Source organism: Micromonospora sp. NPDC023869 (assembly GCF_055559695.1).
The window spans coordinates 649,392-661,645 of the sequence record NZ_JBVHKD010000001.1; the positions used below are offsets into that span (position 1 = coordinate 649,392).

General features: G+C 72.7%; 10 protein-coding genes. 4 read left to right on the plus strand and 6 right to left on the minus strand.

Annotation, left to right across the window (positions count from 1 at the left end; genetic code table 11):
* Positions 1–102: 102 nt before the first annotated feature.
* The 4 genes from ACZ31C_RS02655 to mqnE all read right to left on the minus strand — a co-directional run bounded on the left by ACZ31C_RS02655 (position 103) and on the right by mqnE (position 4,150).
* Positions 103–1,980 (minus strand): M14 family zinc carboxypeptidase, encoded by a 1,878-nt coding sequence (locus ACZ31C_RS02655; RefSeq protein WP_465793894.1) that lies wholly within the window; start codon positions 1,978–1,980, stop codon positions 103–105.
* A 142-nt stretch (positions 1,981–2,122) separates the two neighbouring features.
* Positions 2,123–2,464 (minus strand): DUF4229 domain-containing protein, encoded by a 342-nt coding sequence (locus ACZ31C_RS02660; protein ID WP_465793895.1) that lies wholly within the window; start codon positions 2,462–2,464, stop codon positions 2,123–2,125.
* 69 nt (positions 2,465–2,533) lie between these two features.
* Complete coding sequence (locus ACZ31C_RS02665; RefSeq protein ID WP_350697453.1) at positions 2,534–2,956, minus strand: hypothetical protein; 423 nt, start codon at positions 2,954–2,956, stop codon at positions 2,534–2,536.
* A gap of 24 nt (positions 2,957–2,980) precedes the next feature.
* Positions 2,981–4,150, minus strand: a complete 1,170-nt coding sequence (mqnE, locus tag ACZ31C_RS02670) for an aminofutalosine synthase MqnE (RefSeq protein WP_396741184.1) — start codon at positions 4,148–4,150, stop codon at positions 2,981–2,983.
* 293 nt (positions 4,151–4,443) lie between these two features.
* On the opposite strand from mqnE, the gene ACZ31C_RS02675 reads away from it, so the two are divergent.
* From ACZ31C_RS02675 to ACZ31C_RS02690, 4 genes are all read left to right on the plus strand, one after another.
* Positions 4,444–6,003, plus strand: coding sequence for a C40 family peptidase (locus ACZ31C_RS02675; RefSeq protein WP_465793896.1), 1,560 nt, complete (start codon positions 4,444–4,446; stop codon positions 6,001–6,003).
* Between the two features lie 956 nt (positions 6,004–6,959).
* Positions 6,960–8,204 carry a hypothetical protein gene (locus ACZ31C_RS02680; RefSeq protein WP_465793897.1) on the plus strand — a complete coding sequence of 415 codons (1,245 nt, stop codon included), beginning with the start codon at positions 6,960–6,962 and terminating at the stop codon, positions 8,202–8,204.
* 186 nt (positions 8,205–8,390) lie between these two features.
* Complete coding sequence (locus ACZ31C_RS02685; protein ID WP_465793898.1) at positions 8,391–9,944, plus strand: DEAD/DEAH box helicase; 1,554 nt, start codon at positions 8,391–8,393, stop codon at positions 9,942–9,944.
* Between the two features lie 55 nt (positions 9,945–9,999).
* A complete protein-coding gene (locus ACZ31C_RS02690; protein ID WP_465793899.1) occupies positions 10,000–10,629 on the plus strand; it encodes a putative glycolipid-binding domain-containing protein in 630 nt (209 codons plus the stop codon).
* 12 nt (positions 10,630–10,641) lie between these two features.
* Here ACZ31C_RS02690 and cds1 read toward each other — a convergent pair whose 3' ends face one another.
* Both cds1 and ACZ31C_RS02700 read right to left on the minus strand, forming a co-directional pair.
* A complete protein-coding gene (gene cds1 / locus ACZ31C_RS02695) occupies positions 10,642–11,733 on the minus strand; it encodes an L-cysteine desulfhydrase Cds1 (RefSeq protein WP_350697459.1) in 1,092 nt (363 codons plus the stop codon).
* A gap of 22 nt (positions 11,734–11,755) precedes the next feature.
* Positions 11,756–12,214, minus strand: a complete 459-nt coding sequence (locus tag ACZ31C_RS02700) for an Lrp/AsnC family transcriptional regulator (RefSeq protein ID WP_396741198.1) — start codon at positions 12,212–12,214, stop codon at positions 11,756–11,758.
* Between the last annotated feature and the right edge of the window lie 40 nt (positions 12,215–12,254).

Genomic DNA, 12,254 nt, shown 5'->3' on the forward strand with positions numbered 1-12,254 from the left:
CCCGGTCACGGGCGGCCACCGCCAGCCCGTCTAGTTCGCTGTTGTCCGTTTGGCCCTGGGACGGGGCCCCGCGCGAGGGGGTGTGGCGGGGCCCCGCCGATTTCAGGAGGCGGTGATGGTGACGTTGTCCACAGCCGCCTCGACCAGGCTGGCCGTCGACGCGTCGGCGGCCTCCACCAGGATCCGGACGGACTGTCCCGCGTACGGGGTGAGGTTGAGGTTGGCCTGGGCCCAGGCGCCGTTGCGGTTGCTCGCCGCACCGGCCTGGGTCAGCAGTGCCGTGGTGCCGCCGTTGTGCACCACGCTGACCCGCAGGTAGTCGGCCGACGACGAGTTGGATCCGTGTGCCAGGTACCAGGCCAGCGACAGGGTCAACGTACCGCTGGACGGCAGGGTGACCGCGGGGGAGCGGGCGCTGGTCACGCCGCCGTCCACGTCGTAGTCCCCGGCGGCGCTGCCGGCCAACCGTCCGGTGACCAGGTCGTTGCTACCGGCGAACGGGGTGAGCTGCTTGGCGCCGCTGGAGTTGGTGGCCTGCGCGGCCCCCCGCTCCCACTGCCCCGAGGTCGCGGTGTCGGTGCCGTTGGGGTTGATCGTCCAGCCGGTCGCGGTCTCGAAGGTGTCCGACCAGACCGTGGTCCCGCTGCCACCGCCGCAGTACTGCGACTGCTTGCCGATGGCCCGGTAGGGGCAGTCGGCGTACTCGGAGAGGATCAGCACCGCCTCCCGGTTGCGCGAGGTCTGCGCCGGGATGACCTCGTCGGGCGGGTAGAAGCCGCCGCCGGAGGCCGAGCCCGGATACAGCTCGAAGGTGTACGCCCAGATGCCGTGCGTCGCCCACATCCAGTCGATGCTGCTGCCGTCGGTGATGTACAGGTCGCTGGACTGCTGCGGGGTGAAGCCGTTGGTCGCCGCCATCTGCTGGCCGATGGTCGCGAAGGTGTTGTACTGGTCGGCGTTCATCCCGGTGGCGGTGTTGCTGGTCGTGTAGCCGTACGGCCAGAGCACCAGCTCGGAGTAGGTGTGGAAGTCGATGTTGGCCTTGATCTGCTGCACCCCGCCGACCACTCGACTGTTGACGAAGTTGCGCAGCGCCTGCGTCTCCGGAGCGGAGAACGCCGACGGGCCCCGGTAGGTGTCCGAGGAGGTCGAGCCGGACGAGCCGCCGCAGCACCCGAAGTTGTAGCTCCAGTTGCGGTTCAGGTCGGTGCCGACGTACGACGAGCCGCTGTTGGGTTGCCGGTTCTTCCGCCAGGACCGGTAGGAGCCGGTGGCGATGTCGTACTCGCTGCCGTCGGGGTTGACGGTCGGCACGATCCAGATCTCCCGGTTGTTGACCAGGCTGGTGATCCGGGAGTCGGAGCCGTAGTTGTCGGTGAAGAGGTTGAGCAGATAGATCGCCATTTCGACGGTCAGGTGCTCGCGGGCGTGCTGCTGGGCGTTGAACAGGATCTCCGGCTCGTTCTCGTCGGTGGCGACGTTGTCGGAGATCTTCACCGCCACCAGGTCCCGGCCCTCGTACGAGCTGCCGATGCTGATCTTGCGGGCGATCGACGGGTGGTCCGCGACGACCTGGTTGACCACGGCGGTCATCTCCGCGTAGTCGTGGTAGTTCGCGTCGGCCGGCGGGAAGGCCAACGCGCCGACCTGCCCGTCCGCGGTGCCCCGATCGGTGGGCAGGGCGGCGATCGCCTCCAGCCGGAACCCGAGGCGGGTGATCGCGGCGGCCTCGGCGCGGGTGGCCGAGACGTGCAGTACCCCGTGTTCGGAGTAGTCGATCGCGGCACCGGTGCCGGCGATCGCGTTGCGGTCGGCGAGCGTCTTCGGGCCGAGCACCCGATAGGGCACGGCGGCCGGCTGCTCGTCCCGGTTCGGGGCCGGGTCGGCGGACACCGGTGGTGCGGAGATGGTGAGCAGGCCGAGCCCGGCGGCGACGATGAGCGCCAGGGCACGGCGGACGGGGATCGTACGGAAGGCCATGGACAACCTCCTGGAGGCGCGGGGGTTCCCCGCCCGGCAGCGGACAGCCCACCACCGGTCCCATGGTCATATCAACATCGATCGCTGTGCGGCCCATCCCAGTCGGATCCTCATGCCGACGACATGGTCCCGTCGCCGCAGGTCAGGCGGAGGGGCCGCGCCCCGGCTCGGTGGACGAGCCGGACTGGTCGGACGTGCCGCCGTCGGCCTGACCGCCGGAGCCCGTGTCGGTCTCGGCCTGGTCCTCGCCGGCCAGGGCGGACCGCAGTCGCTCCTTCTCCGAGCGGCGCCGCTCGGCGGCGGCGGCCATCTCCTCGGCCATCTGGTCGCGTACGCCCTTGAGCAGGAAGAAGGAGACCGCAGCGGAGAACAGCAGGGCCAGGATCAGCTTGAGGAAGATGTCCATGTCGACCGGCCAGAGGGCCAGCATCACGACCACGAACAGGCCGATCCGGCCGAGGGTGTACTTGGCCGCCGCGCTCACGTCGTACTCCATTCTCCGCCGGGGGCGGCGTCTCTCAGCTCCTGTGTGCGGTCGCGCCGCACGGCGACCTCAGGTGGTCCGGTCGACCAGCCAGCGGACGCCGGGGAACCAGACCAGCGCGTACACGACGGTGAACGTCACCGCCGCCAGACCACCGGAGAGCAGCGGCGGCAGCCCGGTCACCGCGCCCGCCACCAGCAGGCCGGAGACCACCGCCATCGCCAGCGCCACCAACCCGGCCACCACCCGGGGCGCGCCGAACTCCCAGGCCCGGAAGTCCTCCCAGAACAGCCAGACCGCCAGGATCACCGCCAGCCACCCGTTGGCCTGGCCGAAGTCACCGGCACCGAACCAGGCGAAGGCGGTGTCGAAGAGCACCAGCACCAGCATCCCGATGACCACCCCGGCCAGGCTGACGCCGAGCAGATCACCCAGGAACCGGATGCGCCCGTCGTCGTCCCGGCGCGGAAACGCGCCCTGCTGCTCGCTCATCGTCGTGCCAGGGTACGCGTCGGCTCAGGCCCAGACCTGCTGCGGCTCGGAACGGCGCTCCGCCATGCTCGGCGCGGCGTCGTACTCGCGGACCACCTCGTAGCGGGTGTTCCGCTCGACCGGGCGGAAGCCGGCGTCCCAGATCAGGTGCAGCAGGTCGTCCCGGTGCATCGTGTTCGGCGTCCCGTACGAGTCCGCGTCGTGCGTGATCTTGTATTCGACGACCGAGCCGTCCAGGTCGTCCACGCCGAAGTTGAGCGAGAGCTGGGCCACCGAGAGCCCGTGCATCACCCAGAAGCACTTCACGTGCGGCACGTTGTCGAACAGCAGCCGGGAGACCGCGAAGGTCTTCAACGACTCGGCCGGCGAGGCCATCGTGGTGCGGGCCTGGATCCGGTTACGGATCTTGCCGTCCGCCGAGTCGACGAAGTCGTGCTGGTAGCGCAGCGGAATGAAGACCATGAAGCCACCGGTCTCGTCCTGCAGCTCGCGCAGCCGCAGCACGTGGTCGACCCGGTGCCGTGGCTCCTCGATGTGGCCGTAGAGCATGGTCGACGGCGTCTTCATGCCCTTGCTGTGCGCCAGCCGGTGGATCCGCGACCAGTCCTCCCAGTGGCAGGCGTGGTCGACGATGTGCTGGCGGACCTCCCAGTCGAAGATCTCCGCGCCGCCACCGGTCAGCGACTCCAGACCGGCCTCCATCAGCTCGTCGAGGATCGCGTCGGCGGTCAGCCCGCTGATCTTCTCGAACCACTGGACCTCGGTGGCGGTGAACGCCTTGAGCTTGACCTTCGGCAGCGCGGCCTTCAGCTCGCGCAGCACCTTCGGGTAGTAGCGCCAGGGCAGCGTCGGGTGCAGGCCGTTGACGATGTGCAACTCGGTGAGCTGCTCGTCCTCCATCTCCTTGGCCTTGCGGACCGCCTCGTCGATGCGCATCGTGTACGCGTCCTTCTCGCCCGGCTTGCGCTGGAAGGAGCAGTACGCGCAGGAGGCGGAACAGACGTTGGTCAGGTTGAGGTGCCGGTTGACGTTGAACATCACCCGGTCGCCGTTGCGCTCGGTGCGCGCGTGGTGGGCCAGCCGCCCCAACCAGGTCAGGTCGTCGCTGGAGTAGAGCGCGATGCCGTCCTCACGGGTCAGCCGCTCCCCGGCGTACACCTTCGCTTCGAGCTCGCGCTTGAGTCCGGCGTCCATCGAAAGCCCGTCCCTTTCCCCTGCGTCCGCGACCGTTACCGGCCGCAGTCAGAGCCTACGTCGCACACCCGGGCTGCTCACACCGTGGTCCATCGGTGACCGGCGTCTCCCGAACTCACAGTTTTCTTTAACCCGTCCAAACATCGACACCACGCACCAGGTGAGGTAAGACAGGATGGGGCACGCCACACCTCACACCGGTGACACCTGGCGATCTGGCGACACCTGGCGGTAGCGTCCCCACCGCCGCGTCCGACCCCCGGCGCGGCGTAGCAGGTCCGGACGGGAGCGCAATGGTCGACAGCACGGACGGACGACGGCGACGGCGACGGAGTCCGGTGGTCTCGCCGGTGCTGCGGCCGATGCTCTGGTCCGCCCTGCTCAGCGCCGTCGCCACCGCCGTCCTCGCGGCTCCCGCGTACGCCGAGCCGAGCGTCCCGGTCACGGTGCCCGACACCGGCTCCCGCCCGGCCGTCGCCGGCCAGCTCCAGTTGCCCGGCGCACCGACTAGCGGCACCCCCGGTGTGGTGGCTCCGATCGTCACCCCCGCCGGCAACGCGCTCGAAACTCAGATCAACGCCGTCGAGGCACGGATCGGCGAGCTCGGCACCCAACTCCTCGACCTGCAACAGCAGCGCACCGAGGCCGAGTCCCAGCACACCGCCGCCGGGCGCACCCTGGAGTTCGCCCGGGCCGCGGTCACGCAGGCCGAGCAGCGCGCCGACCAGGTCGCCGCCGAGGCGATCAAGGTCGATGCCGCCCAACCGCCCGGCGACTGGGCGGCCACCCTCCGGGACCTGGAACTGCTGCACCGGGCCAACCGGGGTGAGCGCAGCGAGGGCGCCACCGGCCCGGCCGCCGGCCAGGTCAGCCGCGCCCGCGCCGACGAGCAGGTGGCCACGCAGGCTTACACCGCCGCCGAGCAGCGGCTGCGCGGGGTCCAGCAGCAGTACGCCGCCACCCAGCAGTCGCTGCGGGAGGAAGAGGCCAAGCTGGTCAAGTTGCGCGAGGAGAACTCCGCGCAGTTGATCACGCTGGCCCGCCAGCAGGAGGCCGCCGAGCAGCGACTCGGCACCGACTACGGCGGCCAGTCGGCCGACGGGCTGGTCGCGCACCCCACCGCGTTGGCCGCCCTCGCGTACGCCCGCCGCCAGCTCGGCGACCCGTACGTCTGGGGGGCCACCGGGCCGAACTCGTTCGACTGCTCCGGCCTGGTCTGGTCGGCGTACCGGTCGGCCGGGTACTACAAACTGCCGCGGGTCGCCCGCGACCAGTACTACGCGACCCGGTCCCGCACCGTGCCGCGCAACGCGCTGCTCCCCGGCGATCTGATCTTCTTCGCCTCCGGCAGCAGTTGGCGGACCATCCACCACATGGGCATGTACGTCGGCGGCGGCAAGATGATCCACGCACCGACCACCGGCGACGTGGTGAAGATCTCGACGGTGCGCTGGTCCCGGTTCTACGCCGCGACCCGGGTGGTCGGTGCGGTGCCCGCCCCCGCCACGCCCCCCACCCCGTCGCAGCCGCCGGCACCCAAGCCCACTCCGAAGCCGACGCCGAAGCCCACCACCACTCCGAAGCCGACGCCGACGCCGCGACCCACGTCGCCGTCCCCCTCGCCCACGGGCTCGCCCACGCCGAAGCCGACCGACTCCCCCTCCCCCTCGCCGTCGGTGACGCCGTCGCCGACCACCTCGCCGTCGCAGAGCCCGTCGGCCCCGGCCACCCCGAGCACGGAGAGCAGCAGCCTCGCCCCGACGAGCAGCAGTCTCGCCCCGACCACGGCGGCGAGCAGCAGGGCTGCCGAGGAGAGCGCCTCGGCCTCCCCGTCCACCGTCGGCGGTCGCTGACCGGACGGGGCCCGCCGAGGCGATCTTCGGCCCGACCCGCCCGTACACGAGGGACACTGTGCGGGCTACAGGTGTGCCAGCCGGTCGGGATGTGGCACGGTGTCACACAGGCACTGCCGGTCCGGGGCACGGATCCGGGTGCGAGCGTGGCACGGAGGACGAGGATGACCGAGCACGAGGTTCCGGCGAAGCCGGCCGACCCTGCGTCCACCGCCGCGCCGAGCACCACCGCCGAACCGCCTCCGGCCACCGCCGAGCCCGCACTCTCCAACCCCGGGCCTGCGCCCTCCGCCCCGGAGCCTGCACCTTCCACCTCCGAGCCCGCCGCTTCCGCTGCGCAGCCTGCTCCGACGGCCCCTGAGCCCGCTCCGGCCGGCCCGGAGCCGACGCCTTCCGCATCCGGCTCGGCGGCCGTCATCGGCACCGCTGCTGACCCGGTCGGCACGGGCCCCGCGCCGGCACCGGCGGCACCAAGCGACACGGACCGGCCACCGGCACGCGGCCGGGCAGGGGTCGCCCGCGTAGCCGTCCCGGGGAGTTCGGCGGTCGTCGGCACCGGACCAGCCGCCCCGGCCACCGGCGGGCCCGGATCCGGCGCTCCCGCGACGGGCGGCGGTACCACGTACCGTGCCGGTTCCCCGGTATCCCCCGAGGCCGACCTGCCGCCGGTGACCGCCCGAGCGCAGGTCAGTGTGGCCGCGGCGGGTGCCGGCACGACCCAGCCCGCCGATTCGAGCGCACCGTCGGCCGTTGCGGGCGGGAGCGGTGTCACCGGCACCGCCAGCGTCGCGGGCACGAGTGGAGCCGCCAGCCTTGCGGGCACGAGTGGAGCCGCCAGCGTTGCGGGCACGAGTGGAGCCGCCAGCGTTGCGGGCACGAACGGCACCGCCGGCACCACGGGCACGAGTGGGGCCGCGAGCAGCACGGGCACCAGCGCCCTCACCGGTGGCACGGGCATGAACAGGGCCGTCGGCAGCGCGGGCGTGAGCGGTGCCGCCAAGGTCGGGACGGCGAGCGTGCCGGGGCAGCGGGAGCCGGTGCCGCCCACTGCGGCACGTGCCAGCGTCCGGGTCGCCGGCATGGGCCAGGTGAGCGCGGACGAGGCCGCAGCCGCCGGTGGGGGCCGGGCCGCCGGGGTCTACCGGTCGACGCCGGTCGCCCCGGAATCGGCCGAGCCCGCCGGACCGGCCGAGCCACCGCAGCCCACGACGCCGGAGCCCCAGCCGGTGCCGGGTCCGGCACCGGCGGAGCCCGCTCCGACGCCGCCCGCGCCGGTGCCGGGACCCAATCCACCGTCGCCGACGCCACCCGTCCCGGTGCCCGCACCGCCGACGCCCGGGCCGTACCCGCCGGGACCGGTGCCCGCACCGCCACCCGCTCCCCGGCCGGCACCGCCGGTGCCGGGCCCGCCGTCCCCTCCGCCCGGCCCGCCCGTGCCGCCGCCCCCGCCGCCGCCCGGCCCGATGCCCGCACCGCCGTTCCCGCCGCCACCGGCCACCACCGCCTCGGCCACGGCTGCTACCTCGACCACGGCGGCTGCGGCAGCGTCGGCAGCGGTGCCGTCGGTCACCGCGCCGTCGGCCGTGTCCGGCTCGGCACCGCCGGTGGTGCCCGCTCCGGCGCTGCCGGTGTGGCCGCCACCGACCACTCCGGCCGGGCGTCGGGACGAGCCGGTCTCCGGCTCACCGGGGGTCGCGCCTCGGGTCTCGGCACGGCCTGGGCTGCTTCCGGCCGAGCCGCCGACGGCCCCGCTCGGCACCGACCGGGCCCGGCCGGCTCAGCGCGGCACCGACCCGGACCGGACCCAGGCGGTGCCGCTGGACGACCCCGACGTCACGAGGCCGGTGCCCCGGCCGAACCCGCCGTCGGCGGCGGCCGGTCCCGGACCTCGGTCGGACGCCTCCGGCCAGGCCGGATCGGCGACGTACCGTCCCGGCGGGTCCGATCTGAGCGCCTACTACGCGGACGGGTCGGGAGCCAACACCGTGGCCTTCCCGGCCGGCGAGGAGAACTCCGGGTCACTCACCGGTCACATCCTGGCGCAGGGCTGGACGGACACTCCGGCCGAGCGGTCCGGCAGCACCCTGCGGGTGGCGATCGTGTTGGCGGTCGCGCTGGGCCTGCTGGTGGCGTTCAGCGTGCTGGTCGTCCTGCTGACCAACGACGCCCTGAGTGGTCTGACCGGCGCTCTGCCGGGGTGAACAGCGGGTGAGTCCGCCCACTACCCCCATCCGGTCCCCGCGTGGGGACGACACTCGCCGTACACTTGTGGGCGATCACTGACCTGGCGCGCGACCGCGCGCCCATGGGCGTTCTTGCGGACGGATCCGGCGGCGCAGTGCCGTGGCGGGACATCGCGAAGGTGCGCCCCGCTCGAAAGGCATTTCTTGACCACCTCCGCTGCCTCTGGCATGCCCCTGTCCGCCTCCGACGTTCCCACCGATCTGCCGGCCGACGCCGCCGGCCCTGACCAGTCGATCGACTTCGGCGCACTGGGGCTGCCCCAGCCGCTCGTGCGCGCCCTCGCCCGGCAGGGCATCACCACACCCTTCGAGATCCAGCGCGCGACCGTGCCGGACGCCCTCGCCGGGCGCGACGTGCTCGGCCGGGGACAGACCGGCTCGGGCAAGACGCTCGCGTTCGGGCTGCCGCTGCTGGCCCGGGTGGCCGAGGGGGGCCGGGCTCGCCCGATGCGCCCGCGTGCCCTCGTCCTGGTGCCCACCCGGGAACTCGCCATGCAGGTCAACGACGCACTCCTGCCGCTGGGCAAGTCGATCGGCGTCTTCCTGAAGACCGCCGTCGGCGGAGTGCCCTACGACCGTCAGATCGACGCCCTGCGCCGGGGCGTCGAGGTGGTGGTGGCCACCCCGGGCCGACTCGCCGACCTGATCGACCGTGGCGTCTGCCGCCTCGACGACGTCGAGGTCACCGTGCTCGACGAAGCGGACCAGATGGCCGACATGGGCTTCCTCCCCGAGGTCACCGAGCTGCTGGCGAAGACGCCTGCGAACGCGCAGCGACTGCTCTTCTCGGCCACTCTGGACACCGACGTGGACACGTTGGTCAAGCGGTTCATGACCGACCCGGTGACCCACTCCACCGCGCCTGCGACCGCTGCGGTCTCCACCATGGACCACCACATGCTGCTGATCCCGCCGCAGGACAAGTTCCCGGTGACCGCGTCGATCGCGGCGCGGTCCGGTCGGACCATCGTCTTCGCCCGTACGCAGCTCGGCGTGGACCGGCTGGTCACGCAGCTCGCGGCGGTCGGCGTACGCGCGGGTGGGCTGCACGGCGGCAAGACCCAGCGGATGCGTACCCGCACCCTGGCCGAGTTCCGCGAGGGCCGGACCAACGTGTTGGTGGCGACCGACGTGGCGGCCCGGGGCATCCACGTGGACGGTGTCTCGCTGGTGTTGCACGTCGACCCGCCGAAGGACCCGAAGGACTACCTGCACCGGGCCGGGCGCACCGCGCGGGCCGGCGAGACGGGCGCGGTGGCGACCCTGGTGCTGCCGAAGCAGCGCCGCACCACCCTGGCGATGATAAAGAAGGCCGGTGTCGAGCCGGAGCAGACCCGGGTACGCGTCGGTGACGCCGCCCTGGCCGAGCTGACCGGAGCCCGCGAGCCGAGCGGGGTGCCGGTACGCGAGGAGCGGGAGGAGCCACGTCGATCCGGTCGTCCGACCGGCGGCCCCCGTCGCTTCGGCGACCGTCCCGGCAGTGACCGTCGCTTCGGCGACCGCCCGGCCGGGGAACGCCGGTTCGGTGACCGCGCCTACGGCGACCAGCCACGCGGCGAGCGCCGCTTCGGTGACCGCGCCTACGGCGACCAGCCCCGTGGGGAGCGCCGGTTCGGCGCCGACCGGGGTGGGCGCTCCGAGGTGCGGGGCGAGGACCGGCGCGGGTCGGTCGGGCGTCCCCGGGCGCACACCTACTGATCCTCCTTCGGCGCATGGCCTGCCGGGCCGGACGCGGTGGCGTAACGTCCGCAACATGTCGACCACGCGGAAGTCGCTGCTGTGGACCCGGTCCGACACGGCCGGTGCCGAACACGCCGTGGTCGACGACAGCTCCGGGCTGACCGCGTACGGCACCCAGATCGCCGCCGACCCGGTGCCCTACACCTGCCGCTACCAGGTGGCCACCGACTCCGAGTGGGTCAGTGTCCGCCTGGAGGTCGAGGTCGAGGGTGCCGGGTGGCGGCGGAGCGTACGCCTGGAACGAGCAACCGGACGGTGGCGGGTGACCGCCGCCGAGCAGGGTGACCTGGACGCGGTCCTCTCCGCCGCCGGACGGCCCCCGGCCGGGCTGCCCGGCCTGGAGGACCCCGACCGCCTGGCCGACACTCTCGACGTCGACCTGGGCGGCTCGCCGCTGTTCAACACGCTGCCGGTGCGGCGGCTCGGGCTGACCACCGCGCCCGCCGACACCACGCACCGGATCGACGTGGCCTGGGTGTTGCTGCCGAGTCTGACCGTGCTCCCCGCCGAGCAGGTCTACACCGGGCTGGGCCCGCACCGGTTCCGGTACGCCAGCGACGGCTTCAGCGCCGAGGTGGACGTCGACCAGGACGGCTACGTGCAGCACTACCCCGGTCTGGCGGAGCGCGGCACGCCCCGCTGAGTCACCGCCGACTCAGCCCGGCCAGGAACCGTCGGCCAGGAAGCGTTCCACGGTCGCCAGGTGCGGGGCCAGGTCGAGGCCCTGCCCGGCCACCCACTCGTCGGCGTAGTACGTGTCGGCGTACCGGTCACCGGCGTCGCAGATCAGGGTGACCACCGAGCCGGTGCGCCCGGCGGCGCGCATCTCCGCGATCAGCCCGAAGGCGCCCCACAGGTTGGTGCCGGTCGACCCGCCCACCCGTCGGCCGAGGACGGCCGACCCGGCCCGCATGGCGGCCAGGGAGGCGGCGTCCGGCACCTGCACCATCCGGTCCACCACGGCGGGCAGGAACGACGCCTCCACGGTCGGCCGACCGATCCCCTCGATGCGGGAGCCCCGGCCGGTGCGGACCGACCAGTCGGCCGCCTGCCAGGCGGGATAGAACGCGGAGTTCTCCGGGTCCACCACGCAGAGCTTGGTGGGCAGCCGCCGGTAGCGGGCGTACCGGCCGATGGTGGCGCTGGTGCCGCCGGTGCCGGCGCCGACCACCACCCAGGCGGGTACGGGATGGCGTTCCAGAGCGAGCTGCGCGTAGATCGACTCGGCGATGTTGTTGTTGCCCCGCCAGTCGGTGGCCCGTTCGGCGTAGGTGAACTGGTCCATGAAATGCCCGGCGGAGTCCTCGGCGAGCCAGCGCGCCTCGATGACCACCTTGGCCGGATCCTGCACCAGGTGGCACCGGCCGCCCTGGAACTCGATCTGGGCGATCTTCTCCGGCGACGTCGAGGCGGGCATCACCGCGATGAACGGCAACCCCAGCATCCGCGCGAAGTATGCCTCGGAGACCGCCGTGGAGCCCGACGACGCCTCGACGATCGTGGTCTCCGGCCCGATCCGGCCGTTGCAGAGGCCGTACAGGAACAGCGAGCGGGCCAGCCGGTGCTTGAGCGAGCCGGTCGGGTGCACCGACTCGTCCTTGAGATAGAGGTCGATCCCCCACGACCTGGGCAGTGGGAAGGGCAGCAGGTGGGTGTCGGCGGACCGGTTGGCGTCCGCCTCGACGGCGGCGATCGCCTCGGTCACCCACCGCCGGCTTGCCTCGTCGCACCGGTCGAGATGAGTCACGCTCGGAAAGGTAGCAAGCCGCTCAGGACGAGGTCTGTGCCACCGGCTGGGGCCGGTTCTCCCACTTGGTCGACAGGGCGATGCCGGTCCGGGTGGAGGCCACGCCGGGTGTCCGGTTCAGCCGTACGATCAGCCGCTCCAGCTCGGCGATGGTGCTCACCCGCGCCTTGAGCAGGAAGGACTCGACTCCGGCCATGAAGTAGCAGGACTCGATCTCCGGTATCGCCCGGAACGCCTCCAGCACGTCGTCGGTGTCCGCGCCGGAGTCCTCGACGATGCCGATCAGGGCGGTGACGCCCAGCCCGACGGCCTCCGGCTCGACGTCGGCCCGGTACGCCCGGATGACCCCGCCGGACTCCAGCTTTCCGACGCGTTCGTGCACTGCCGGCGCGGATAGACCGACCTGGCGGGCCAGTTCGGCGTACGACAGGCGGGCGTTGCTCCGGAGCAGGTCCACGAGGCTGCGGTCGATGGCGTCCACGGACTGTAGACCCTAGTCGGCGACGGGTGACACCGGGACG

Coding starts and splice junctions, on each gene's coding strand:
- ACZ31C_RS02655 (WP_465793894.1), bottom strand. CDS start 1,980: ATGGCCTTCCGTACGATCCCCGTCCGCCGTGCCCTGGCGCTCATCGTC.
- ACZ31C_RS02665 (WP_350697453.1), bottom strand. CDS start 2,956: ATGAGCGAGCAGCAGGGCGCGTTTCCGCGCCGGGACGACGACGGGCGC.
- mqnE (WP_396741184.1), bottom strand. CDS start 4,150: ATGGACGCCGGACTCAAGCGCGAGCTCGAAGCGAAGGTGTACGCCGGG.
- ACZ31C_RS02675 (WP_465793896.1), top strand. CDS start 4,444: ATGGTCGACAGCACGGACGGACGACGGCGACGGCGACGGAGTCCGGTG.
- ACZ31C_RS02680 (WP_465793897.1), top strand. CDS start 6,960: ATGAACAGGGCCGTCGGCAGCGCGGGCGTGAGCGGTGCCGCCAAGGTC.
- ACZ31C_RS02690 (WP_465793899.1), top strand. CDS start 10,000: ATGTCGACCACGCGGAAGTCGCTGCTGTGGACCCGGTCCGACACGGCC.